Annotated in this window: 22 protein-coding genes; 12 read left to right on the forward strand and 10 right to left on the reverse strand. The window is 64.5% G+C overall.

What is annotated here, in order from left to right; all coding sequences use genetic code 11:
- Positions 1 to 29: 29 nt before the first annotated feature.
- The 5 genes from AWB81_RS07415 (at position 30) to AWB81_RS07435 (ending at position 7,447) form a co-directional block, all read left to right on the forward strand.
- On the forward strand, positions 30 to 1,157 hold the full coding sequence (locus AWB81_RS07415; RefSeq protein ID WP_062633925.1) for a sugar ABC transporter substrate-binding protein: 1,128 nt from the start codon (positions 30 to 32) through the stop codon (positions 1,155 to 1,157).
- Between the two features lie 79 nt (positions 1,158 to 1,236).
- Complete coding sequence (locus tag AWB81_RS07420; RefSeq protein WP_062633727.1) at positions 1,237 to 2,745, forward strand: sugar ABC transporter ATP-binding protein; 1,509 nt, start codon at positions 1,237 to 1,239, stop codon at positions 2,743 to 2,745.
- A gap of 28 nt (positions 2,746 to 2,773) precedes the next feature.
- On the forward strand, positions 2,774 to 4,873 hold the full coding sequence (locus AWB81_RS07425) for an ABC transporter permease (protein WP_062633729.1): 2,100 nt from the start codon (positions 2,774 to 2,776) through the stop codon (positions 4,871 to 4,873).
- Between the two features lie 693 nt (positions 4,874 to 5,566).
- Positions 5,567 to 6,514 (forward strand): 3-hydroxyacyl-CoA dehydrogenase, encoded by a 948-nt coding sequence (locus AWB81_RS07430; protein ID WP_062633731.1) that lies wholly within the window; start codon positions 5,567 to 5,569, stop codon positions 6,512 to 6,514.
- A 30-nt stretch (positions 6,515 to 6,544) separates the two neighbouring features.
- Entirely contained in the window at positions 6,545 to 7,447 is a 903-nt protein-coding gene (locus AWB81_RS07435) for an SMP-30/gluconolactonase/LRE family protein (RefSeq protein WP_062633733.1), read from the forward strand.
- Between the two features lie 5 nt (positions 7,448 to 7,452).
- Here AWB81_RS07435 and AWB81_RS07440 read toward each other — a convergent pair whose 3' ends face one another.
- Complete coding sequence (locus tag AWB81_RS07440) at positions 7,453 to 8,385, reverse strand: helix-turn-helix domain-containing protein (protein ID WP_062633735.1); 933 nt, start codon at positions 8,383 to 8,385, stop codon at positions 7,453 to 7,455.
- A 92-nt stretch (positions 8,386 to 8,477) separates the two neighbouring features.
- Here AWB81_RS07440 and AWB81_RS07445 point away from each other — a divergent pair, with 92 nt between their 5' ends.
- A complete protein-coding gene (locus AWB81_RS07445; RefSeq protein WP_062633742.1) occupies positions 8,478 to 9,725 on the forward strand; it encodes a DUF1479 domain-containing protein in 1,248 nt (415 codons plus the stop codon).
- Between the two features lie 32 nt (positions 9,726 to 9,757).
- Here the strand turns inward: AWB81_RS07445 and AWB81_RS07450 are convergent, their stop codons facing one another.
- Together AWB81_RS07450 and AWB81_RS07455 are read right to left on the reverse strand one after the other, a co-directional pair.
- Entirely contained in the window at positions 9,758 to 10,663 is a 906-nt protein-coding gene (locus tag AWB81_RS07450) for an SMP-30/gluconolactonase/LRE family protein (protein ID WP_062633744.1), read from the reverse strand.
- Positions 10,660 to 11,481 (reverse strand): NAD-dependent epimerase/dehydratase family protein, encoded by an 822-nt coding sequence (locus tag AWB81_RS07455; RefSeq protein ID WP_062633746.1) that lies wholly within the window; start codon positions 11,479 to 11,481, stop codon positions 10,660 to 10,662. The genes AWB81_RS07450 and AWB81_RS07455 overlap by 4 nt, the downstream gene beginning before the upstream one ends.
- 196 nt (positions 11,482 to 11,677) lie before the next feature.
- Here AWB81_RS07455 and AWB81_RS07460 point away from each other — a divergent pair, with 196 nt between their 5' ends.
- On the forward strand, positions 11,678 to 12,670 hold the full coding sequence (locus AWB81_RS07460) for a LacI family DNA-binding transcriptional regulator (protein WP_062633748.1): 993 nt from the start codon (positions 11,678 to 11,680) through the stop codon (positions 12,668 to 12,670).
- Between the two features lie 43 nt (positions 12,671 to 12,713).
- Here AWB81_RS07460 and AWB81_RS07465 read toward each other — a convergent pair whose 3' ends face one another.
- The 4 genes from AWB81_RS07465 to AWB81_RS07480 form a co-directional block, all read right to left on the reverse strand.
- Positions 12,714 to 14,003, reverse strand: coding sequence for an MFS transporter (locus AWB81_RS07465; RefSeq protein WP_062633750.1), 1,290 nt, complete (start codon positions 14,001 to 14,003; stop codon positions 12,714 to 12,716).
- 383 nt (positions 14,004 to 14,386) lie between these two features.
- Positions 14,387 to 14,812: a cupin domain-containing protein gene (locus tag AWB81_RS07470; RefSeq protein ID WP_062633752.1), complete on the reverse strand. Its 426-nt coding sequence runs from the start codon at positions 14,810 to 14,812 to the stop codon at positions 14,387 to 14,389.
- A gap of 117 nt (positions 14,813 to 14,929) precedes the next feature.
- Positions 14,930 to 15,601: an FMN-dependent NADH-azoreductase gene (locus tag AWB81_RS07475; protein WP_062633754.1), complete on the reverse strand. Its 672-nt coding sequence runs from the start codon at positions 15,599 to 15,601 to the stop codon at positions 14,930 to 14,932.
- 78 nt (positions 15,602 to 15,679) lie between these two features.
- Entirely contained in the window at positions 15,680 to 16,117 is a 438-nt protein-coding gene (locus AWB81_RS07480; RefSeq protein WP_062633756.1) for a carboxymuconolactone decarboxylase family protein, read from the reverse strand.
- Positions 16,118 to 16,343: 226 nt separating this feature from the next.
- On the opposite strand from AWB81_RS07480, the gene AWB81_RS07485 reads away from it, so the two are divergent.
- The 4 genes from AWB81_RS07485 to AWB81_RS07500 are packed head-to-tail and all read left to right on the forward strand — an operon-like array spanning position 16,344 to position 21,224.
- Positions 16,344 to 16,781: a MarR family winged helix-turn-helix transcriptional regulator gene (locus AWB81_RS07485; protein WP_062633758.1), complete on the forward strand. Its 438-nt coding sequence runs from the start codon at positions 16,344 to 16,346 to the stop codon at positions 16,779 to 16,781.
- A 59-nt stretch (positions 16,782 to 16,840) separates the two neighbouring features.
- On the forward strand, positions 16,841 to 18,334 hold the full coding sequence (locus AWB81_RS07490) for an efflux transporter outer membrane subunit (protein WP_062633760.1): 1,494 nt from the start codon (positions 16,841 to 16,843) through the stop codon (positions 18,332 to 18,334).
- 36 nt (positions 18,335 to 18,370) lie between these two features.
- Positions 18,371 to 19,618, forward strand: a complete 1,248-nt coding sequence (locus AWB81_RS07495; protein WP_062633762.1) for an HlyD family secretion protein — start codon at positions 18,371 to 18,373, stop codon at positions 19,616 to 19,618.
- 52 nt (positions 19,619 to 19,670) lie between these two features.
- Complete coding sequence (locus AWB81_RS07500; protein WP_062633765.1) at positions 19,671 to 21,224, forward strand: DHA2 family efflux MFS transporter permease subunit; 1,554 nt, start codon at positions 19,671 to 19,673, stop codon at positions 21,222 to 21,224.
- Positions 21,225 to 21,231: 7 nt separating this feature from the next.
- On the opposite strand, the gene AWB81_RS07505 is transcribed toward AWB81_RS07500, so the two are convergent.
- The gene (locus tag AWB81_RS07505; protein WP_062633767.1) at positions 21,232 to 22,008 is read right to left on the reverse strand and encodes an NAD(P)H-dependent oxidoreductase; all 777 of its coding nucleotides are present in this window, start codon (positions 22,006 to 22,008) and stop codon (positions 21,232 to 21,234) included.
- Between the two features lie 84 nt (positions 22,009 to 22,092).
- Here AWB81_RS07505 and AWB81_RS07510 point away from each other — a divergent pair, with 84 nt between their 5' ends.
- Positions 22,093 to 22,986, forward strand: coding sequence for a LysR family transcriptional regulator (locus AWB81_RS07510; RefSeq protein WP_062633769.1), 894 nt, complete (start codon positions 22,093 to 22,095; stop codon positions 22,984 to 22,986).
- Between the two features lie 41 nt (positions 22,987 to 23,027).
- On the opposite strand, the gene AWB81_RS07515 is transcribed toward AWB81_RS07510, so the two are convergent.
- Positions 23,028 to 23,930, reverse strand: coding sequence for a peptidoglycan DD-metalloendopeptidase family protein (locus tag AWB81_RS07515; RefSeq protein ID WP_235025742.1), 903 nt, complete (start codon positions 23,928 to 23,930; stop codon positions 23,028 to 23,030).
- A 364-nt stretch (positions 23,931 to 24,294) separates the two neighbouring features.
- Entirely contained in the window at positions 24,295 to 25,218 is a 924-nt protein-coding gene (locus AWB81_RS07520; RefSeq protein ID WP_062633771.1) for a DNA-3-methyladenine glycosylase family protein, read from the reverse strand.
- Positions 25,219 to 25,302 lie beyond the last annotated feature (84 nt).

The following is a 25,302-nucleotide window of genomic DNA, read 5'->3' on the forward strand; positions in this document are numbered from 1 at the left end:
ACACAAACATACGTTGGATGGAGGAAGACATGAAAGCACTGACGCATACGATTCGTCATGCGGGCCGGCTCGCGCTCGGCGCTGCGTTTCTGGGAGCGATCGCTTTATCCGGGCCGGCAGCGGCCGCGGACAAGTACAAGATTTTCCTTTCGATGAGCTATGTCGGCAACGACTGGCAGACCGAAGCCGCGAACATGGTCAAGGCGATGGCCGGGACGCCCGCGTTGAAGGACAAGGTCGATCTCGAAGTGCAGGTCGCGGGCACCGACGCGCAGAAGCAGATCCAGCAGATCAACTCGATGGTGCAGGCGGGCGCGAAGGCCATCGTCATCTATCCGATCTCACCGACCGCGCTCAATCGCGCGATCAAGAATGCGTGCTCGAAGGGCGTCGTGGTGGCCGCGTATGACGGCGAAGTCACCGAACCGTGCGCGCATAACGTGACCATCGACCAGCATCAGGCAGGAACGGTGACGGCGGAATGGCTTGCAAAGACCATCAACGGCAAGGGCAACATCGTGATGATCAACGGCGTGCCGGGAACCTCGGTGGACCGCGCGCGCACGGAGGCCGCGAAGGCCGTGTTCGCGAAGTATCCGGGCATCAAGATCGTCGCGGAAGGAACCGGCATGTGGAGTCAGGCGACGGCGAAGACCGAGCTGTCGAAGATTCTCGCGACGAACAGCTGGGACAAGATCGACGGCCTGTGGATGCAGGTCGGCTGCTTCACGGCGGCGTCGATGCAGCTCGAAGCAGGCATCGCCGACGACAAGATCAAGCCGTGCGCGGGCGAATCGTCGAACGGGCATCGAGTGCAGATGCTGCCGCCGGGCACGGTGAAGGGCGAAGGCGCGTATCGCTCGATCGGCTACCGCTCGATCTCGTACGGCGCGCCGCCGTACTCGGGCGCGATGGCGCTCAAGATGGCCGTGCAGAAGCTCGACGGCAAGGACTTTCCGCAGCGCGTGACGCTCAAGCTGCCGCTCGTCGAGACGCCGCAGTCGAAGCTTTGCAAGACCGGTTCGATCGATGAACTCAAGGCGGGCTGCACCGCGTTCATGCCGGACAAGGTGCCCCCGGGCTGGTTCGCGGACATCTACTCAGACGATACGCGAGAGGTCGGCTTCAACGCGGCGCTGACGGGCAAGCAGGACTGATTCCGACAGCGACCATTTTGCATGGGACCGGAGTAAGCGCCAAAACGCTGGCTCTGGTCGACACAAAGGGAGACACGCGATGACGTCCGAGCTGGCCATCGATCTGTCCAAAGTCACGAAGCGCTTCGGTGCGACCGTTGCGCTCGACGGCGCGTCGTTTAGCGTGAAGCGCGGCGCCGTTCACGCGCTGCTCGGCGAGAACGGCGCGGGCAAGTCCACCACAGTCAAGCTGCTCTCGGGACTCATGCAGCCCGACGCGGGCAGCATCGCCGTGATGGGGCGCGACGTGACGATGAAGAATCCGATGGACGCGCATCGTGCCGGCGTGCAGACCGCGTTCCAGGAGATGACGCTCGTGCGCGACCTGACCGTCGCGCAAAACCTGATGATGTCGTATGAGCCGACCGGCTGGTTCGGCCGCATCAAGCGGCGCGAGTCGCAGCGCATGGCGGCCGAATGGCTCGAACGCCTGGAACTAACCGACGTGCGACCCGGCGCCTACATCCGCGATCTCGCGCTTCCTGTGCGGCAGAAGATCGAGATCGCGAAGGCCATCGTGCGCGGGCCGCAGGTGCTGCTGCTAGACGAGCCTACTTCTGCGCTCTCGGGACGCGACGTCGCGTGGCTCGCACGGCGCATCGAAGAGATGAAGTCGCGCGGCGTCACGTTCGTCTTCATCTCGCATCGCATGCAGGAAGTGCGCGAGTTCTGCGACAGCCTCACGGTGTATCGCAACGGAAAGGACGTCGGTGCGTTCGATACCGCCGCCATCTCCGACGATGAAGTGATCCGCCTCGTCATTGGCCGCTCGATGGAGGCGAAGTATCCGCCGAAGGTGCCCGCCAACATCAGGAGCGACGTGCCCGCGATGGAAGCGCGTGGCATCAAGGTCGATGGCGTCGTGAGCGACTTCAACCTGACGCTCAAGGCGGGCGAAGTGCACGGCATCGCGGCGTTGCAGGGCATGGGTCAGCGTGAACTCTTCGAGGCGCTCTTCGGCGCCGAGTTCATCGACGACGGCGAGATCCTGATCGACGGCAAGCCGGTCACGCTCACGTCCACCGCCGATTCGTTGAAGGCCGGCGTATCGACGAGCTTCCTTCCCGAGGATCGCAAGACCGAAGGGCTGTTCCTGCGTCTGCCGGGCGGTGCGAACGTGTCGTTGCCGGTCATCAAGCGCTTCTCGCGCTTCGGTCTCATCGACCGCAAGCGGGAGCAGGCCGCGATCAAGCGGGCGCTGGCGCAGATGGAAGTCAATCCGCGCGCGGTCTACAAGCCGTGCCTGTCGTTCTCGGGCGGCAACCAGCAGAAGATCGCGATGGCGAAGTGGCTGCTTACGCAAAGCCGCGTGTGGCTGATGTTCGATCCGACACGCGGTATCGATGTCGGCACGAAGCACCAGATTTTCGTGCTGATGCGCGCTTTCGCAGCAGCAGGCGGCTCGGTGCTGTTCTATTCGACCGACGTGCCCGAGCTCGTCAACGTCTGCGACCGTGTGTCGGTCGTGTATCGCGGCCGCAATGTCGCCGAACTCGAGGGCGATGCGCTTAGCGAAGAAAACGTGATGCGCAAGATGCTTGCGAGCTAAGACCGATTCAAGCAAACAGAGGTGCTTCATGAACAACGCCATTGCGTCTCCCGATAGCGAGATCGTGCGACCCGGCGCGCGTGTCGGGCTCGGCGCGCGCATCGACCATTACCGCGGCCTGATCATCGCCATTGGTGCATTGCTCGCGATGCTGGTCGCGTGGGTGTCGCTTTCCGCGACGCCCGTCGGCCTGTACGACATCGGTTCGGTCATATCGAGCAGCACGACGCTCGCGCTCGCGGCGATCGGACAGACCATCGTCGTGCTCTCGGGCGGCTTCGACCTGTCGGCGTCGGCGGTCGTGTCGCTTTCGAACGTGCTCGCGGTGCGCTTCGTGCAGGGCACGCCGCTCGAACAGTGGGGCGGCGTCGCGCTCATTCTCGCAATCGGCGGCGGCATCGGGCTCGTGAACGGCGCGGTGATCGCGTGGTTTCGCTTGCAGTCCATCGTCGTCACGCTCGCGACGATGTTCATGGTGCAAGGGCTCACTCTCCTCATCCAGAACAAGCCGGGCGGGAGCATCGGCGAACAGTTCGGCGCGTTCGTCACATCGGACCTGATTCCCGACAAGGTGCCGATGTCGGCCGCAGTGCTCGTGCTCGCGCTCATCGTCTGGTCGTTCGTGAAGCGCACGCGCTTCGGCGTGGGCCTCTATGCGCTCGGCAGCGATCCGGACGGCGCGTACGCGAACGGCATGCCGGTGACGCGCTACCGCATCGCGACTTACGCGCTCGCCGGCATGTTCTACGCGGCGGCGGGTCTTTACGTGTCGGCGCAGACGGGGTCCGCAGACCCGCTCGTCGGCCGGCCGCTCCTGCTTTCGATGTTCACGACGGTCGTGCTCGGCGGGACGTGGCTCGGCGGTGGACGCGGCGGATGCGTCGGCACCGTGTTCGCCGCGATGACGCTGATGATCACGGTGAACATCCTGCTCGTGCTGAACGTGTCGGCGTTCTTCACGACGATCGCCGAAGCGGTGATCCTGATTCTCGCGGTGCTCGGCTCGTCCATCGGCAAGCAGTCCGCTGCGCATCACTGTGCGCGCTATGCGTCGCAATGGATCAAGGCGCTGCGAACCGGGACGCGCGCGCAGGATAGCGGCGATGCGCGCCGCGTCAGTTTCGAAGTAGAGAACTTTCGTCCGATCGACAACACGGAACTGAAGGGCCGTGCGATCGGAGACTGGATCGAGCGCAATCGCGAATGGGTCAAGTATGTGATGCCCGCGTATCTGCTGTTCATCGCGGTAGTCGTGATCACCGGGTTCGTCTACGGTCCCGGCGTGCTCGCGAGCGCGAACTTCTACAGCAGCCTGCTCACGCTCACGTTGTTTCTCGCGATCCTTGGCCTCGGCCAGGGCGCCGTGATCCTCACGGGCGGCCTCGACTTGTCGATGCCGTGGCTCATCACGCTGTCGGGCGTGCTGCTTACTGGCCTCACGCATGGCCTGAACGGCGCGGCGGTGTGGGCGGTGCCGCTCGTGCTGGGCGTCGGGCTGCTCGTCGGCGTGTTCAATGGCGTCGGGGTCGTGGTGCTGGGGCTGCCGCCCATCGTCGTCACGCTTGCCGCAAACGGTTTGCTGCAAGGCCTCACGCTGATCTATTGCAACGGCTCGCCGCAAGGCTGGGCACCGTCTTCGATCAGCGAGTTCACGAACGGCCGCTTCGGTCCGCTCTCGCTCGCGGCGTGGAGCGTGCCGCTCTTTCTTGCGGTCGCGTTGTTGCTGCTGCATCGCACTGCGTTCGGGCGCCGCGTCTATGCGGTTGGCAATTCGCAGGTCGCAGCGAAGCTTTCTGGCGTGCGCGTAGGCGCGACGCTTATCGCCGTGTACTGTCTTTCGGGGCTTTGCTCCGCGATCGTCGGGTTGCTGCTTGCGGGCTTCAGCAGCCAGGCGTTCCTCGGCATGGGCGATCCGTATCTGCTGCCGTCGATTGCGGTCGTCGTCGTGGGCGGCGCGCTGATTACCGGCGGGCGCGGACACTATCTCGGCGTGTTCGGCGGCGCGCTGCTGCTCACCGCGCTCGGTACGCTGCTCGCGGGGACGACGGTGCCGCCGGCCGTGCGCGACATCATCAATGGACTCGTCGTGTTGGCAGCGGTGATTACGCTGCGGGACAAGAAGGCTTGAGTTTTTTGAGCGGGTTCATGCGCCTCGCGCTTCCTTCAATGGAACTTGTATTGGTATTGGTCTATTAGCTCTGCCCCTGTGCGGGGCGGCAGTTACTTTCTTTGCTGCTGCAAAGAAAGTAACCAAAGAAAGCAGCTTTTTCAGGCAGCAGTCTTAGGACGGCAACGCACTGGCAATACCGATTGGCCCAGCGCCTAAGTGTCGCCCTCAAAGGACTTCAGGGCTTGGCGCGCGGCACGCACTGTGAAATCGCACAGTGAACGAGTTGGCACAGCAGTCATTCATCCGTTTTCGCTTCGCTGGACGAGAGGTACATCAGTCGTGCGGTTTGGCTTCGCGGTCGTTGCAATCCGCTGGTTTTCGGACGCCCGTCGTCCGAGCGAAGCGCGGACGGACCGGAACGCAGTGCATACCACTCTGTTGGAGTGCGAGGGGTGTCAGTGCGTGCGCGTGCCAAGCCGGGAGGGTCCTTTGAGGGCGACACTTAGGCGCTGGGCCACTCGGTAGTGCAAGTGTGGTCACGTCCTAATATCGCTGACCCCCTAGCTGCTTTCTTTGCTTACGTTCTTTGCAGCAGCAAAGAAAGTAAGTCCCGCCCCGGACAGGGGCAGAGCAAATAGACCACAAAGAAAGCAAGTTCCATAGAAGCGCAGAACCATCAAACGGTGCAAAACACGATCCAGGAGACATTCGATGGCGAATCGACGAATAGCGGTGATCGGCTCAGGACGAATCGGCCGAGCGTGGGCGATTGTCTTCGCGCGCGCGGGCTTTCACGTGAACCTGCACGATGCGGACCTCGCAATGCTGGACGGCGCGCTGCCGGCGATAAGCGAAAGCGTTCGCGACCTGGCCGAGTTCGGCCTGATCGATGAAGATGCCGGGAAGATCGTCGCGCGCATCACGCCGTGCGCGAGTCTCGCGGACGCCGTGCGCGACGTCGAACTCGTGCAGGAGAACATCGCGGAGATCGTCGAGGCGAAGCGCGCGCTCTTCACCGAACTCGACCGCCTGACCAAACCCGAGACGCTGCTGTCCAGTTCCACTTCGGGCCTGCCCGCGTCGACATTCACCGAAGGCTTGCACGGTCGCGCGCGCTGCCTCGTCGGGCATCCGGTGAATCCGCCTTCGCTCGTGCCGCTCGTCGAACTGTGCGGCGCACCCTGGACCTCGCGCGAGACGCTCGAGCGCGCCCGCGCGTTGTATGAAGAAGCGGGGCAGAAGCCGGTAACCGTCAATCGCGAGATAGCAGGCTTCCTGCTCAACCGCCTGCAAGGCGCCGTGCTCGACGAAGCAATGAGTCTCTACGAGCAAGGCTACGCGAGCGCCGCCGATCTGGACACGGTCATGCGCGACGGCCTCGCCATGCGTTGGTCCTTCATGGGCCCGTTCGAGACCATCGACCTGAACGCGCCGGGCGGCGTGCAGGACTACGCGGATCGCTATGGCGGCACCTATCGCTCGATTGCAGCGCAGCGCGTGCCGTTCGACTGGTCGCCCGACACGATCGCGAAGCTCGATGCCGAACGCCGCGCGGTGCTCGATCGCGGCGACATCGAAACGCGCAGCCGCTGGCGCGATCGCAGGCTGATGGCGCTGCTCGCCCATCGCCGCACGGTTGCGAAGAAGGAACAGGACTGAAGCGCCGCTAAACCAAATACGGAGACGACGATGATCGAAACGCGATTGCTGGTCGATGCGAACAATCACCTCGGCGAAGGGCCGCTCTGGGATGTGAAGGAGGAGCGGCTCTACTGGATCGACAGTACTGCCGCCGAGATCTACCGTTGCCGTGCGGACGGCAGCGAAGTCGAGCGCTTTTTCGTGCCGCGTCATATCGGCTCGATGGCGCTGCGGGAGAAGGGTGGCGCGGTGGTCGCGCTCGCGAACGGCCTGCACTTCTACGACTTCGACAAGCAGACGGTCCAACTGATCGCGGACCCGGAAAGCGACGATCCCGAGACGCGCTTCAACGACGGCAAGGTGGATCGCAAAGGCCGTTTCATTGCGGGCACGATGGCTTACGACTTCGACCGCTACGATGCGGATCGCGGACAGCGCCCGACGCGAAGCGGCGGGCTGTACCGGCTGGATACGAACGGCAAGGTGACCCGGCTCGACGGCGGGATCAGTTGCTCGAACGGCCCGTGCTGGAGCCCGGACAATCGCACGCTGTATTTCACGGACACCTACGACAAGCAGATGTACGCCTATGATTACGACATCGAAACGGGCGCCGCGTCGAACCGGCGCGTGTTCGCTTCGGCGCGCGACATGGCCGGGACCTTCGACGGCGCGACCGTCGATGCGGAAGGCTACATCTGGTCGGCGCTCGTGTTCGGCGGGCGGATTTTGCGCTACGCGCCAGATGGCACGCTCGATCGCGTCGTGCCGTTTCCGGTGCGCAACCTGACGAGCGTGATGTTCGGCGGCCCGAATCTGGATACGCTGTATGTCACGACGATGGGGCGCCCGATGTGGGGCATCCCGCAGAAAGAGCGCGACAAGGGCGGACTGTTCGCGGTGACGGGACTCGGAGTCAGAGGATTGCCGGAACCGCGCTTCGGCGGTTAGGCGGATCAGCGTCGCTCCAGCGAAGGCGAGCGCGACTCAAGCGGTTCGCTGTCGCCCGCCTGACGCGCCGCGCCGGCAAACTCCTTCCGGTAGGCCGCCGGCGTCGTCTCCTTGAGCGCGCGGAACTGGCGGTTGAAATGGGCGACATTCGGAAAGCCGGACCGTGCCGCAATCACCGAGACCGGCCACGACGTATCGGCGAGCATCCGGCAAGCGTGACCGACGCGCACGCGGTTCACATATCGCCCCGCACTCTCGCCGAGATGCTGCACGAAATAGCGATTGAGCGTGCGTTCGGAGAGCCTCGCGGCCGCCGCCAGTTCACTGACCGTCAGCCGCTCGGCAAAGCGCGCCTCGATCACCGCCAGCGCGCGATTGAGCCGCTCCGGCTCGTGGCCCGACGGGCGTCCGGCCCTGCCGACGTCGAACGCGCTCGGCGATGCCAGAGGCTTGGCGTCTTCATCGGCGAGCGCGCATAGCGCATCGAGCACGACGCCGAGCCGCTCGCGCGGCGAGTCGGAAAGAAGTCCCCCGGCACGCGCGCGCAGCGCTGCGCCCGCTTCGGGACCAAACGCCAGCCCGCACGCGGCGCGCCTCAGCAGCCGATGCAGCGCCTCGAACTCCGGACAACAGTCGGCCACCCGCCGCGCCCAGTCGCCGCTGAACCACACGACGATGGCGACCTGCGGCGCACTGCCGTCGATCGAACGATTCGACGACCACGTATGCGGCAGGTCCGGCGGCACGAGCACGAGATCGTCGCCTTCGTAGGTCGCGATCGAGTCGCCGATGTAGCGCTTGCCGCGGCTGTTCATCGTCAGAGTGAGTTCGTACTCGGGATGGTGATGCCATTCGAAAGGGATGCGCGGCAACTTTCGATGAAAGACGCGCACCGAGCAGCCGGTGCCCATCGCGACGCGTTCGTAGGAAGGCTTCATGGCCGAAAGCGCAAAGAACTTGACCGTATGGTATCACTCGGAGAGGGCGCATCGGACTAAGCTGGGGGCATTCGAAAACATCAGGAGACGCCATGGATGCCCTTCATATCGACGACTTGCCGGCTGCGATTCGCGCAGTGAAACGACAGCTCCGGGCGGCGCTGCCCGACTACAGGGAAGTTTTCAGGCAGGTCGAGGCAGAGATCGAGCGAAAGGTTGCCTTCATCGTGAAAGAGCGAGGGCGCGGCGACTCGGTGATCCCCGAAATCCGCTTCGCGGACATCGCGGCGGGTCGGGTCAGCGACGAACAGATTGCGCTCGTCAAGGATCGCGGCGCGTGCGTCGTGCGGGGCGTTTTCACGCCGGAACGCGCGAGCGAGTGGGATGCGCGCGTGGCCGCGTATGTAGAGGAAAACCTGCTCGACGAGAAACTCGAGCATCGGGCCGAAGACAAGTACTTCGGCAATCTCGCGTCGAGCAAGCCGCAGATCTACGGCATCTACTGGTCGGGGCCGCAGGTCGAGGCCCGGCAGTCGCCCGAACTCACCCAAACGCGCGTGTTCCTTAACCGCCTGTGGAAATGGGAGAGCGAAGGCCGCGTCCATTTCGATCCCGAGCGGGTTCCGGTATACGCCGACCGCCTGCGCCGCCGGCCTCCCGGATCGGAGTCGCTCGGGTTGTCGGCGCATTGCGACGGCGGCTCGGTCGAGCGATGGCTCGACGACAACTTCAGGCGCGTCTATCGGCATGTGTTCAGCGGCGACTGGCGCCGCTACGACGCCTTCGATGCCGCCTACCGGCCCGAAGTGCGCGAGGTTCCGTCGCCGGCCGTCTGCTCGATGTTCCGCACGTTCCAGGGCTGGACCGCGCTGACGCCGCAAGGCCCCGGCGACGGCACGCTGCAAATCGTGCCGATCGCGAACGCGATGGTCTATGTGCTGTTGCGCGCGCTGCAGGACGACGTCGCCGACGACGATCTGTGCGGTGCGTTGCCGGGGCGCGCGTTGTCCATCAAGCCGGAGTGGCACGGTCTGTTGCAGGAGGCGCTGTCGTCGATTCCGCAGATGCAGGCCGGCGACACCGTGTTCTGGCATAGCGACGTGATTCACGCGGTGGAGGATGTGCATCGCGGAACGGGTCACAGCAACGTGATGTACATCTCGGCGGCGCCGGCCTGCGCGAAGAACGACGCCTATTTGCGGCGCCAGTTGCCGGCGTTCGTGAAGGGAGAGAGTCCGCCCGATTTCCCGGCCGACCATTTCGAAGTCGATTTTGCCGGAAGGGCGACCGAGGCCAGTTTGACTGCGCTCGGCAAGGAGCAACTGGGCTTCGGTCTCTGAGGCTTTTTGCGCGTGCGGCGAAAACGCCACCGTTACGCGACCGGCAAACTCCCGGCGTAGAGCGGCTCGGGCAATCCTTTCACGCCCGGGCGCAGCGTGAACACGTGTCCGTCGTCGTCGTTCGCGTTCGCGCCCGGGCGGATCGAGGTGACGAACAGGGTGTCGAGTTCGCTGCCGCCGAATGCGCACATCGACGGCTTGCTTGCCGGCACCGCGATCTCGCGGTCGAGCTGGCCTTGCGGGGTGAAACGCAGGAGCCGGCCGGCATCGTTCGCGCAGGTCCAGTAGCAGCCGTCGGCGTCGACGGCAGCGCCGTCCGGGCGGCCCGAATAGTGATGCAGGTCGGCGAAGACGTGGCGATTGTGCGGCGTGCCGGCTTCGATGTCGAAATCGAATGCCCACACGAGCCGCCGCGTCGGATGTGAATCCGACAGATACATGGTCGCGCCATCCGGCGACCACGCGAGGCCGTTCTGCGTGATCAAGCCGTCCACCACCGGTGACGACAGCGTGCCCTCCGCGTCGAAGCGATAGAGCGCGCCGGCCGTGCTGGCAAGCGACATGTCCTGCACCATCGTGCCGGCCCAGAAGCGGCCCTGGCGGTCGCAGCGGCCGTCGTTGAAGCGCATGCCATCCGCCGCGAAATCAGGCGCGGCGAGGCGGCGCGTCGTGACATCGGCGCTATCCAGCGTCACCGCGAAGATCCCGCTTTCGAGCCCCGCGAGCACTGTGCCGTCGCGGTCGAACGCAAAGCACGCGACCTGTTCCGGCATCGCCCACTCGCTGCGACGCCCGCTCGCGATCTCCAGCCGGACGATCTTCCGCGCCGGAATGTCGACCCAGTAGAGCGCCGCTTCGCCCGCGTGCCACACGGGACACTCGCCGACTGTCGCGCGGCCGGCCGCCTCCAGCCGCTCCACGCGCGGCGCGGCGCTCATCGGCTGCGCTCCATCGGCTCGCCGAGCACGAACGGGCCGCCCTGGAAGCGCTGAGCGGGATCATCGTGGTCGTCGGTCGGCGCCGATGCCGGGAAGCGCTCGGCGAATTGCACGGAGCTGTCGCGCGGGTTGAAGCCGAGGAACGCCGCCTTCGTGTTGTCCCACCACTTGACCGGATTGTTCGACGCGCCATACGCCACCACGTGCCCGACGCGGTTCGTGAACAGCGAGCACCGCACGAGCTCGATGAAATCCCGGTAGCTCAGATACGTGACCAGCATGCGCGGATTCTTCGGCTCCTCGAACGACGAGCCGATGCGCAGGCATACCGTCTCGATGCCGAAGCGGTCGTAGTAATAGCGCGAAAGCGATTCGCCGAAGCATTTCGTGACGCCATAGAGGCTGTCCGGACGCTGCGGCGAGTCCGCGTCGAGCACGTCGGTGACGGGATGAAAACCGATCGCGTGATTCGAACTCGCGAACACGACGCGCTTCACGCCGTGCTTGCGGGCCGCTTCGTAGAGGTTGTAAGTGCCGCGGATGTTCGCTTCGATCAGGTCGTCGAACGGTGCGTCGATTGAAATGCCGCCGAGATGCACGATCGCATCGACGCCTTCGACGAGATGCATCACCGCCTCGCGGTCGGACAGGTCGACGACGTTCGTTTCCTCGTGCGGCGCGGGTTCGCCGAGCGCGGCGATATCGCTCACGCGCACGGTGTCAGCCCAGTTCGCGAGCGCGCTGCGAAGCTGACAGCCCAGATTGCCGGCCGCGCCGGTCAGGAGCAGACGGCGAAACGGTTTGCGTGTCTGGTTCATGGGAATTTCCTCCAGGATGCTTCAAGAATTTGATTAAGGAAAACGTTTTCCGTACTATAGCGGCGGCTGTTGCTCATCGTCAATTGGCGCCTGCCGGTGGCGGTTTCCCCGAGAGGATCGCCTGCCCGGCGTACGCCCGCGAATCGCGTTTTCTGCGACAATCCGTTAACAGACAGAGAAAACGTTACCCTCCGGTATGAAAAAACTTTCCCCGACGATTCGCGACGTTGCCGCCGCTGCAGGCGTGTCGGTGGCGACGGTATCCAAGTACATGAACGGCGCGCAGCGCTTCTCCGCGCCCGTCGAAGCGAAGCTCAAGGCGGCCATCGAAGAACTCGGCTACCGCTCGAACCCTCTCGCGCGCTCGATGATCACCGGGCGCACGCGCACCATCGGGCTGACGATTCTCGACATCAGCAATCCGCACTTCACGAACGTCGTGAAAGGCGCGAACCGCATTGCGCTGCGGCACGACTACACATTGCTGCTCGTCGACATCGACGAAACGCAGGCTCGCGAACGTCCGCTGATCGAAGCGCTCGCGCAGCGCGTCGACGGCCTGATCGTGAGTTCGCGTCTCTCCGACGAGGAGGCCAAGTGGATGCTCGATCTCGACAAACCGATCGTCCTTCTGCGCCGCAGCGACGAGTTGCCGATTCCGAGCGTCGGTATCGACAACCGGCTTGCCGCCTACATGCTCGCGCGGCATCTGCTGAACCTCGGGCATCGCCAGATCGCGTATCTCGGCTTCGGGCAGGCGCGCATCAACGACGAGCGGATTCGCGGCGTGCGCGAGTGTCTCGACGAAGTGGGGCTCACGCTCGAAGTTCACGACGCCCACGCGCCGACCGCCCGCGCGGGCGAACATGCCTGCTCGCGCGTGATGCTCGGGCCGCACCGGCCGCAGGCGGTGATCTGCTACAACGACCTGATCGCGCTCGGTTTCATGAAGGAAGCCGCGTCGCTCGGAATTCGCGTGCCGCAGGACGTGTCGGTGACGGGCGTCGACAACGTTCCCTACAGCGAGTACGCATCGCCCGCGCTGACCACCGTCGACGTGCAGAGCGAAAAGATGGGCGAGCTCGCGATGCAGAAGCTCATCGACGCGCTCGCGGGTCATCCGGATACCGGCCATTCGATGTTCGAACCGCGGCTGATCGTGAGGGATTCGACGGCGCCCTGCCGTTGAAACGCGGCGCCCGCGAGTCGAATCAGGCGGGCGCCGCATTGCTTCAGACCTCGAGTTTCGCCGGCTGCATGCGCGGCGTGAGGAGGTGCATGATCGCGAAGGCGATGAGATATGCCGATGCGCCGATGGCGAACAGCACCCAGTAGTGGCCCGTGCGTTGCAGCACCTGGCCGATCACTTCCGAGAACAGCACGCCGCCGATCGAACCGGCCATTCCGCCGATACCGACCACGGCGCCGAGCGCACGCTTCGGGAACAGGTCCGACGCCGTCGTGAACAGATTCGCCGACCAGCCCTGGTGCGCCGCAGCCGCGAGACCGACGATGGCCACCGCGCCCCACAGGTTGTCGACTTGCGAGACGAACGCGATCGGCAGCACGCAGCATGCGCAGATCAGCATCGCGGTCTTGCGCGCGCCGTTCACGCTCCAGCCGGCACGCAACAGCGCCGACGAAATCCAGCCGCCGCCGATACTGCCGATGGTGGTCATCGCGTAGATGACGACGAGCGGCAGGCCGATGTGCTGCATGTCCATGCCGCGCGATTCGTTGAGCCACTTCGGCAGCCAGAACAGGTAGAACCACCACACCGGGTCGGTCAGGAACTTGCCGATGATGAACGCCCACGTCTGGCGCTTCTTGATCAGCACGCCCCAGCCCGGCGCGCGGGCGTTGACGTTGGCGGCATCGAGCGCTTCGACTTCGTCCTGCCCTTCGGCCATTTCATCTTCGCGGGAGCGCGGGTCGGCCGAGCGGTAGAACGCGAACCAGAAGCCCAGCCAGACAATGCCGATCGCCCCGATGATCACGAACGCCGCGCGCCAGCCGAAGGCGAGCGCGAGCGGCGGAATGATCGCGGGTGCGAACACGGCGCCGATGTTTGCGCCAGAGTTGAAGATGCCGGTTGCGAGCGCGCGTTCACGGCGCGGAAACCATTCCGCCGTGGTCTTGATCGCGGCCGGGAAATTGCCGCCTTCGCCGATGCCGAGGAGCGCACGGACCATCGCGAAGCCGGTTACCGAGCCGACCGCCGCGTGCAGCATCGCGGCGATGCTCCATATGAGCATGGCGAGCGCGTAGGAAACCCGCGTGCCGAGCCAGTCAACGATCCGGCCGAAACACAGCAGGCCCACGGCGTAGAACGCCGAGAACGCGATCACGATCCGTCCGTACTGAATCTGCGTCCAGCCGATGTCGTGCTGCAGGAGCGGCGCGAGCAGGCCGAGAATCTGCCGGTCCATGTAGTTGATGACGGTCGCGAAGAATAGCAGCGCGCACACGGTCCAGCGGTAGCGGCTGGCGGCGCGTACGACGCCGGCGACGGCAGTGTTCATGAGTGTCTCCGTTGCGCGGCATCGCTCGTCGTGCCGCGCTCTCTGATCGGTAATGGCGACGAGCGCCGGGGGCCGTTGCGTCGCGCGGCGGGGCTTGCCGGGCGCTGCGTCTGCCGGGTTTGGAAAACGTTTTTTAAGAATAGTGGGTTTGCCGGAGATTGGCTAGTGCTCGATTTCCCGAGGTTAGGCCTGACAGGCCGCAGTGGCAGGCTCCATTTGAGTTAATCGTTTTCTAATGCGTGGGCGGTGGTGCGGATTCGTCTGAAGGGAGAAGCGAGATGGAACGGCCTCGGGGAAAATTGAAACGACCGGAAGCGCGAATCGCGATCCGGTCGTGGGTGGTCAGGTTGTGCTGGAACCGCCGTGCTGCACGGCGTCAGCGGTCACTTTTTGTCGAACGTGACGAGATTCTTGTCCTTCGTGTCCGCGATGAAGATGGCGAGCAGTTTCGCCGGTTCGGTATCGCTCGCGTTTTCGCTCACCGTGTGATGCGCGCCGGGCTTTTCGGTCCAGTGCTCGCCCGCGTGGAAGACGCGTTCCTCGCCGCCATCGACCTGGCTGCGGATCGCGCCCGAGAGCACATAGCCGACGACGAAAGCCTGCCCGTGCCGATGCGAGGGCGACTTGGCGCCGGGCGCATACTCGACGACCAGCGCGGTCATCGTCTTGCCGGGAACGTTCGGAATCGATTCGGCCAACGCGGGTGTAATCGTTTCGTGCGCGGCGGCATCGGCTGCGAAGGTGGTTTGCGAAGCCGTCGCGAGGGACAGCACGGCGAGCGCGGCTGCCGCCATTGAGCGGATATTCATAATGATTCTCCTGAGAGTGCAATGTTCGGATTGATGCCAGCAGTAAGTATCCGACGGCCAGATGATTCGGTATCCGAATAGATTATTTCGCTGGATCGGCCATGAAATTCGTTTCGATCAGATCGCGTCTGCTTCCTCTTCTACGTCCGATGACAATTCGACTTGCGCCCAGCGCGACGCGATCGCGGACAACTCGCCGCGTGCCCGTTCGAGCGCTTGTGTGCGTGCTTCCTGATCCGAGAACTGGAGCGGCTGCGCATCGACGAAGGTCGGCTCCGCGACGCCGAGGAACCCGAACGCGGCCCGGAGCGACGGCGTGAGCGCGTCCATCGATGAGAACGGCGTGCCCGGACGCAGATCGGCGCCGCGGCTGGTAATGAAGATCACCTTCTGGCGTCCGAGCTGACCTTCGATGCGGCCGTCTTCCGTATTTACGTACGTGAGGCCGGTGCGCGTGACGCTGTCGACGAAAGCCTTGAACGCGGAAGGCATCGACCAGTTGTACATGGGCATGGCGAACACGAGCGCGTCGGCTTCGAGCAGGCGCTGGCACAAAGCGTCGGAGGCGGCGAGCGTCGCTTTCATCGCCGGCGTGCGGTCTTCCGCCGCCGTGTAGGTGGCGATGGCGAACGCTTCGGTGACGTGCGGCGGGGTATCGACCGTGACGTCGAGGTAGTCGATTTCGACGTCCACACCCTCGGCGCGCAGACGCTCGATGAAGAATCGGCTCAACGCCCGCGAGTTGGATCGTTCGCGCTTCGCGCTCGCATCCACATGCATGACTTTCACGACTTTTCTCCTGGAAACGATGACTGACTGAAGTGGCCGCGTGCGCCGCGGCGGTTCGAATGACGGATTCGCGTTATCTCAGGCCGGCAGCTTGCGGAACGAAATCGCAAAGCGGTTCCATGCGTTGATGGCCGAGACGAGCAGGGTCAGGTCGACGAGTTCTTCGTCGCTGAAGTGCGGACGCACAGCGTCCCACACCGCGTCGGGCACGTGTTCCTGCGACACCAGCGTCAGGGCTTCGGTCCATTCGAGCGCGGCGCGTTCGCGGTCGGTGAAGAACGGCGTTTCGCGCCACACGACGACTGTCGCCAGGCGGCGCTCGGTTTCGCCGCCCTTGCGTGCGTCGGTCGTGTGCATGTCGACGCAGTACGCGCAGCCGTTGATCTGCGACGCACGCAGGCGAACCAGTTCCGTCAGCGATTTTTCGAGCGCCGACTTGCCGATGCGCTTTTCGACACCGACCAGCGCTTCGATGGCGGCGGGGTTTGCTTTGTAGAAGTCGAGACGTTGTTCCATGATTGGCTCCTGAGGGGTTGAACGCATGCAGCGATGCGATGAGTGAAGACTACGCTCTCGACTGGCCTTCGAAAACGACCAGTTTCGGCTAATTTGAGATAACCAGTGCGGACGCTCGTATAGCGGGAAATCGTAGGCGTCAGGTCCGATAAAAAAGACCAGAATCTCACATTGACAATATCTGATTATGCAGATATTGTTCGCTCCATCGACGGGGGAGCCGCTCATGGATCACTACACACCGGACAATTTCAGCCTGACACAAAGCGTGGGTTTCGCCATCAACAAGGCGCGCAACGTCCTCGTCACGGAGATGGACGCCGCCCTGAAAGACCTGGGCATCACCAGCCAGCAAATGGGGATTCTGTTGTCGATGCGTCGGGGCGTCGCCGCCACGCCGTTCGAACTGTCCAGACTGCTCGGTATCGACACCGGCCTGATGACGCGCATGCTCGACAAGCTCGAAGACAAAGGGCTGCTGGAACGCTCGCGCAGTCTGGAGGATCGCCGGGTGGTCAATCTGAAGCTCACCGGCGACGGCGAGCAGGTCGCCGCCCGTCTGCCGGAAATCGTGCCGGTGGTGCTGAACAGCCGTCTCAGGAAGTTCACCAAAACCGAATTTCAGGAATTGCGCCGTCTGCTGTACAAGTTTCTCGAAGACTGAGCGGGCCGGAACCTCTGCCTCGCTCTTTTTTTTTGGTCCAATATCTGACAGGTCAGAAAATGAAATCTCAGTTAAACGGAAATGCAGTGAGTGCGCGGATCGCGAAGGCGAGCGTCACGGTGATCTTCGTGGCGGTGCTGTCGGCGTGCGCCAATTACGCCGGCATTCACAGCGACAAGGAAACCGCACAGCCGCAGTCGTACGCGACGGAGCAAAGCCTGCCGGCCGAGCAAGGCCATTGGCCGGCGGCGCGCTGGGCCGACCAGTTCGGCGACGCACAATTGGGCGCGCTCCTCGACGAAGCGCTGAAAGACAGCCCCACGCTCGAACAGGCGCGTGCGCGCGTCGCCGCGGCGGCGGCGTACAGCGAAACCGCGAAGGCGAATACGCTGCCGCAGGTCGGCGCATCGTATTCATACTCGCGCCAGCAGTATTCGTCTAACGCGCTCGTGCCGCCGCCGTACGCGGGATCGTGGCAGTCGGAGAACAAGGCGCTGCTCTCGGCTTCCTACGACCTCGACCTGTGGGGCAAGAACCGCGAGGCGCTCAAGGCCGCGCTGTCGCAGCTTCAGGCGAGTCAGGCCGATGCCGAAGTCGTCAAGCTCACGCTCAACGAGACCATCGCGCGCGCCTACAACCAGTTCGCGCGGCTTTATGCGTTGCGCGACATCGCGCAGCAGGAAATCGTCCAGCGCGAAAAAATCGACCGCATCACGGCCGGCCGCATCGCGACGGGCCTCGACACCGAAGTCGAACGCAAGACCGCGCAGGCGAACCTCGCGACAAGCCGCGCGACGCTCTCCGCGCTCGACGGCAGCATCACCTCGACGCGCTACCAGATCGCCGCGCTCCTCGGCGCGGGGCCGGATCGCGGCTTGTCGATTGCGCGCCCGGCGCTCGGTATCGGCGATGAAGTGCGACTGCCCGACAACCTGCCCGCCGACCTTGTGAGCCGCCGGCCGGATATCGTCGCGGCCCGCTGGCGCGTCGATTCAATGACACACGAAGTGAAGGTGGCGAAGGCGGAGTTCTATCCGGACATCAATCTTAGCGCGTCGCTCGGGCTCGACGCGTTCGGCTTCGGCCGGCTGCTGACAGCCGCGAGCCGCACAATGTCGGCGGGTTCGGCAATCCATCTGCCGATCTTCGACGGCGGCGCCTTGCGCGCGCAGTTGAAGGGCCGCTACGCCGAATTCGACTACGCCGTCGCGACTTACAACCAGACGCTCGTGACGGCGCTCTCCGCCGTCGCGACGCAACTCGCGCAGATCCGCTCGACGGATGCACAACTCGTCGATGCCGAGGTCGCGCAAGCCGCCGCCCGTCGCGCGGACGAACTTGCGCTCACGCAATACAAGGCGGGTCTGACGAACCAGCTGACCGTGCTCAACGCCGAGACGAACGCGCTGGCGGCGGACGAGTCGGTCGCGAACCTGAAGATGAACCGGCGCGACCAGCAGATCGCGCTCGCGGCGGCGCTCGGCGGCGGCTACAGCGACGCCGCTGCACGCGACGAACCGAAATCCGCAAACCCCGTCGTTGCCGCGCGCTGAAGCGGGCACGTCCACGCATTCACCAGGAGCATTGAAATGAGCGACACGATCACCTCCGCCCGGACGACGGCGGAACAACCCGAAAACGCGCAACGTGCGGAATCGAAGCACCCGGGCAAGCGCAAGCTGCTGCTGTCGCTGCTCGCGGCGGCGATCGTCGTGGCGGGCGCGGGCTACGGCACGTACTACTACACCACGGCGCGTTTTCATGAAGCGACCGACGACGCCTACGTCAGCGGCAATCTCGTGCAACTGACGCCGCAGGTGAGCGGCACGGTCGTCGCGGTCGACGCCGACGACACCCAGATCGTGAAGCAGGGCGCGCCGCTCGTGACGCTTGATGCGGCCGACGCGAAAGTGGCGCTCTCGAACGCCGAAGCCACGCTCGGACAGAGCGTGCGGCAGGTGAGCAGCCTCTACGTGAACAACGAGTTCTACGCGGCGACCGTCGCGCAGCGCCAGTCCGATCTCGCGCGCGCGATGGACGATTTGAAGCGCCGTCAGGCCGTCGCGGGCACGGGCGCCGTGTCGGGCGAAGACATCGCTCATGCGCGCGACGCCGTGAGTTCCGCGCAAGCGGCGTTCGACGCGGTGCGCCAGCAATCGGAGGCGAACCACGCGCTCACCGACCGCACGTCGATCGAACGGCATCCCAACGTGCAGGCCGCGGCGTCGAAGGTGCGCGATGCCTATCTCAACTACGCGCGCAACACGCTGCCGGCGCCGGTGACGGGCTATGTCGCGCGCCGCTCGGTGCAGGTCGGACAGCGGGTCGCGCCCGGCACGCCGTTGATGGCCATCGTCCCGCTCGACGGCGTCTGGGTCGATGCCAACTTCAAGGAAGTGCAACTGGCACATATGCGCATCGGCCAGCCGGTGACGCTCGTCGCCGATGTCTACGGGTCGAAGGTGCAGTACCACGGACATGTCGAAGGTTTCTCCGCCGGGACGGGCGCGGCGTTCGCCGTGCTGCCCGCTCAGAACGCGACTGGCAACTGGATCAAGGTCGTCCAGCGCCTGCCGGTGCGCATCCGGCTCGATCAGCGTGAACTAGCGGCGCATCCGTTGCGCATCGGGCTCTCGATGCAGGCGGAAGTCGAGACGCGCGACGAATCCGGCACGCAGCTCGGCGCCGCGACCACGACGTCGTATCGCACGGACGTGTTCAGCAAGTATGGCGACGAAGCGGACGCCGAGATCGAGCGGATCATCGAACAGAACATGCCGGAGCGCGCCGTCGCGGAGGTTCCTGCCCGAACCTCCGGCAAGCGCCGCGCGGGCTGATTTTTTTACCCACATATCTGACAAGTCAGCCACAGACAATGCAGGTGACACGATGAACCCGACCCAGAACCCCGCGCCGCTCACCGGCGGCAAGCTCGTCCTTGCAACGCTCGCCGTCGCGCTCGCCACGTTCATGAACGTGCTGGACTCGTCGATTGCGAACGTCGCGATTCCGACGATCGCCGGCAATCTCGGCGTCTCCGTCGATGAAGGAACGTGGGTGATCACGCTCTTCGCCGCCGCGAACGCGATAGCGATTCCGCTGACCGGCTGGCTCACGCAGCGCGTCGGGCAGATCAAGCTGTTCGTATGGGCGATCCTGCTCTTCGTGGTCTCGTCGTGGCTGTGCGGCATCGCGCCGAACCTGCCGGTGCTGCTCGCCGCGCGGATTCTGCAGGGTGCCGTCGCGGGTCCGCTGATTCCGCTTTCGCAGGCAATCCTGCTCGGCTCGTATCCGAAGGAAAAGAGCTCGCACGCGCTCGCACTGTGGGCGATGACGGCGACCGTCGGTCCGATCGCAGGGCCCGCGCTCGGCGGCTGGATCACCGACAGCTATTCGTGGTCGTGGATCTTCTATATCAACATCCCGGTTGGCCTTTTTGCGGCGGGCGTCACGTGGGCGATCTACCGCGACCGCGAGACGCCGGTGAAGCGCATTCCGATCGACACGGTCGGGCTGATCTCGCTGATCGCGTGGGTCGGATCGCTTCAGATCATGCTCGACAAGGGCAAGGATCTCGACTGGTTCAACTCGCCCGTCATCGTCGGACTGGGCGTGTTCGCGCTCGTGAGCTTCGCGTTCTTCCTGATCTGGGAACTGACCGAGAAGAACCCGGTGATCGACATCAAGCTCTTCGCGGGACGCAATTTTCTTGGCGGGACGGTGGCGATTTCAGTCGCGTATGCGGTGTTCTTCTCCAACCTCGTGTTGCTGCCGCAATGGATGCAAGGCTATCTGAACTACCGTTCCGTCGATGCGGGGTTCGTGACCGCGCCGCTCGGCATCTTCGCGGTGCTGCTCGCGCCGGTGATGGGCAAGCTCATGCCGAAGTCCGATGCGCGCGTGCTTGCAACGCTCGCGTTCGTCGGCTTCGCGGCGGTGTTCTTCATGCGCTCGCACTACACGACGGGTGTCGATACGGTCACGCTCGTGGTTCCCACGTTGCTGCAGGGCATTCCGACGGCGCTCTTTTTCGTGCCGCTCACCGCGATCATTCTCTCTGGCCTGCCGCCTTCGAAGATTCCGGCGGCGGCGGGCCTCTCGAACTTCGTGCGGGTGTTCGCGGGCGCGGTGGGAACGTCGCTCGCGAGCACCGGCTGGAACGACCGGACGATCCTGCATCACTCGCAACTCGTCGATCAGGCGAGCGTGCACAACCCGGCCTTCGTCGAAGCGATCGGGTCGCTGCAGGCGTCGCTCGGCGGCAGCGCGCCGCAAGCGCTCGCATACTTCGAGCGCTCGCTGAACACGCAGGCCGCGATGCTCGGGCTTAACGACATCTTCTGGCTCTCCGCCGTGATCTTCGTCGCGATCATTCCGCTCATCTGGCTCACGAAGCCGGGCAAGGGTGCGGGCGCCGGGGCGGCAGGCGCGGGCGGCCATTGACATGCGTCTAGCCGATGTGCGCGGCGAAGCCGTTTGTGTCAGCCGCGATCTCCGGGCGCAACGTGAGGCCGGGGATGTCGTACGCTCCCGCGTTCTGTGGACGAAACGGGATCGGCGTCGTGTTTGCGAGGTCGTCCAGGCGCCGTCCGAGTTCGTCGCACATCACCGAGAATCGCGCTTCGTCGGTGCGGCCGGAACGATAGACCACGAACGGCGGAAGGACGTCGAAGCCCGGGTAATAAAGAATTCCGTGATGGATGGGGAACAGGATGTCGTCGATCGGTCCGTTGATTCCGCGCGGGCTGTAGTGCGACTCCCAGCCGCCCGCGGTGACGATCAGCATCGCCCGCTTGCCCGCGAGCGTGCCTTCTCCATATCGATCGCCCCAGCGCGCGTCGGAGTGCTCGCCGACCCCATACGCGAAGCCATAAGCGTAGACGCGCTCGACCCAGCCCTTCAGGATCGCGGGCATCGAGAACCACCATAGAGGGAACTGCAGGATGAGCGTGTCCGCCCACATCAGCTTCTCCTGCTCGCGTGCGATGTCCTCGCTTTGCAGGCCATGTTCGAATGCATGCTTCGAGTCGAGCGAGGGATCGAAGCGCGCATCGCGCTGCGTGGCGCCGCTGTCGTTCTCATCGAGCGACGCCTTCCAGTTCATTGCATACAGGTCCGATACCTGAACGACGTGTCCCGCCTCTTCGAGTCGCCTGACCGAAAAATTCCTGAGCGAGCCGTTCAGCGACCGGGGTTCCGGATGGGCGTAGACCAAAAGAATATTCATGTGTGACCTCCATTGCCAGAAGCAGGCAGGGTAGGTCTGCGCCCGGTATATTGGAAATGAATTTCCAATATTGCAGGTATTGCCATGAATAATCTCAGGCGGATCGATCTCAATCTGCTGGTCGCGCTCGATGCCCTGCTTTCGGAACACAACGTCACCCGTGCGGCGGAACGCCTGAACTTCTCGCAGCCATCGGTGAGCGTGCATCTCGCGAAGCTTCGGGACATCTTCGGCGATCCGCTGCTGTTACCGGGGCCACGCGGCATGCGGCCCACCGCGCGAGCCGACGAGTTGCGCGAGCCCTTGCGGGAGGCACTGGAAGCGCTCGGACGCGCCGTGTCGCCAGCCAGTCCATTCGACCCGGCTGTGGCGACCCATACGTGGCGCGTCGCCGCGACCGACTACAGCGAATCGACCGTTCTGCTGCCGGCATTGAGCGGATTGCGCACGGCTGCACCTCGCACGCGGCTGGCGGTTCTGGAACTCGCTCCGCCAAACATCGCGCGGCAAGCGGAGCAGGGCGTGATCGATCTGGCTTTTCATACGAGCGACGAGGCTCCATCCGGCTTGCGTCGCCGTCCGCTCTTTACCGAGCGATATGTGCTGGCGGGGCGCGCGGGTCATCCGCGCCTGAAAAGAAGACCGACGCGATCGCAATTCTGCGCACTAGATCATGTGATCGTGTCGCCGGATGGCGGCGGGTTTCGCGGCGTCACGGATGAAGTGTTGTCGGAAGCCGGTCTCACGCGTCGCGTCGTGCTGTCAGTGCCGCACTTCCTGTTCGTCATGTCGGTTGTGGCGAACACCGATCTCGTCGCGATGCTGCCCGAGCGGCTGGTTCGCGATTCGCCTGGTCTGAGGATTGTCGAGCCGCCTGTCGATGTGCCGGGCTACGAGATGGCCATGCTCTGGCATGAGCGCTCGCATCGCGACCCGGCGCATTCATGGCTACGTGAGCACATTGCGGCATCGGTGTGAAATGCTGAGACAGCACGACCTTCTGCGGCTGCGCCAGTCGTTCAAAGCAATGCGCTCAGGCCGTGCGCCTCTTTGGCAAAGTGCTCGCGCTCTGCACCGCGCAGGCGATCGTCGTGCGGCAGCGCGACAGTCAGCGGGTCTTTCGCGACATGATCGACATGCACCTCGTAGTGCAGATGCGGTCCTGTCGCCCAGCCGGTCTCGCCTACATACGCGATCACCTGATCGCGATGCACCTTGCTGCCGCGCCTGATGCCTTTGGCGAAGCGCGAGAGATGCGCGAACGTCGTCGAATAAGGCGGCGGATTCTGGATGACGATGACCTTGCCATAGCCCGTCTGCCTGCCGATGAACTTCACTGTGCCGGCAGCCGTCGCATGGACCGGCGTACCGGCGGGCGCCGCGAGATCGACGCCGTCATGACTTTGCCATCGATGCGTTACCGGATCGAGCCTCCGATGCGAGAACTCCGACGAGATACGCGTGAAACTCAGCGGATAGCGCGAGAACGAGGGGGTCGTGCTCGTTCCGTCTTCCGAGTAGTAAAAGGCTCTGCCGTCGAGCTTGCGATGCAGGAACACATCGTGCGAGTCGTCGCCGACCGTGAGGCGCACGGCGAGCGGCTCCGTGGATGGCGGCGCGCCTTCATGCGGCCGGTCGTACACGGCGCTCAGCGTGTCGCCCTTTCTCAGGTCGTGCGTGAAGTCGATCTCGTCGGCGAAAGCATGGCTTAACGCGACGGTCGTGCCCGCGTCGATGCCGAGACGTTGTGCGGTCTCCGCGAAGGTACGCTCGACGGTCGCGGAATTCACGGAGTAGGGCGACGGTTCGGGCACAGCCTTGGGCACAGGCGGCGTTCGCGCCTCGCCCGAAGTGCCGCTCTCCTTGAGCGATACGTCGGACGCTTCCGGCTTGCCCGGCGCGCCGGCGTTGAGGATCAGCACGGCACACACCGAACTGAGTGCGCAAGCGAAAACGATTTTGCCTGCCTTGGCGGGCAGGGCTATGGAAGCGAGACGAGCCATCGGGAGAGGAAGCCGGCACAGACGACGCAGCGCGCGGCACGTGCGTCGGGTGAAAAGGCGCGGCGCAGGCCGCCGCGAGCGGGGAGCGGCCGGCGCTATTCGAGCTGCGGACGGAACGGCAGGAGAATCGTCGAGGTGAAAGCGGAGAGCGGCAAAAACATCGAAAAGCGAGGCCGCCGATACGGCCGTGCGCGGTGCAAGAAGGAGGTCCGAGGCTAAGTCCGCTTTCTTAAGCGAAACTTAAGCTGCCCCTAAAGAGCGCAGAACCGCCCGGGCATCCCGGCTAGCCGCCTCGCGCAAGGCCCGTTTCCCTGGCGACGCCGTTCCATAGATGCATCGCTGCATACGCGCGCCACGGCCGCCACCGTTCGGTCCTTGCGCGCTTCTGCGCCGCCTTCGCGAGCGTCGGGTCGCGCCGCGCGATGGCCTGCATCAGCACGAGATCGGCCTCCGGCCACGCGTCGGGATCGCGCAATGCGCGCATCGCGACATAGCCGACAGTCCACGGCCCGATCCCCGGCATCGCGAGCATGTCCCGCTGCAGCGCGAGCGGATCGGCGCCGGGCGTGTCGAGCGGCAGTGCGTCGCTCGCGACGGCCTGTGCGAAGCGCTGCACGGTGGCGATCCGCTTCGTCGGCATGCCGATGAGTTCGAGATCGGCCGCGGCCAGTTCGGCAGGCGTCGGAAATCGCCAGGCGGTGCCTTCATGCGGATGGCCGTCGATGCGCTTGCCCGCGCGCTGCACGATGCGGCTCATGATCGTCGATGCGCCCTTCACGCTCACTTGTTGCCCGACGATCGTCCGGACGACGAGTTCGAAGCCCGACCACGCGCCCGGCACGCGCAGTCCCGGCGCGGCTTCGACCAGAGGCGCGAGCCACGGGTCGGCTGACAGCGTCCGGTCGATTTCCTTCGGGTCGGCGTGCAGGTCGAACATGCGGGCGATGGGCGCAGCGAGATCCTCTTGATGGCGCTGCACGTCGCCATCGATCGTCACGATGAGCCGATGCTTGCGCGGATGACGCGTGACCTCGATCGTGCCGCTGTCTCCGTTCCATTCGATCGCGCGGCGGTAGGTGTTCCCTTCGACCGATTCGACTCCCGCCGACGCCCGCCCCGCGATGAACGAGAGCAGATGGGTCCAGTCGAATGGAGCCTTGAACGGGAGTTCCAGCGTGGTCGTAGCCTGACGGGCGGGTGTAGCCATGAGTCTTTGCGAACGCGAACTGTCCCGGCTCGCGTGAGTGACAGGGAAGGACACAGTGTAGGCGCTTTGCCGTGCGAGGCGGAC

Source organism: Caballeronia arationis, assembly GCF_001544975.2.
GTDB lineage: Bacteria > Pseudomonadota > Gammaproteobacteria > Burkholderiales > Burkholderiaceae > Caballeronia > Caballeronia arationis.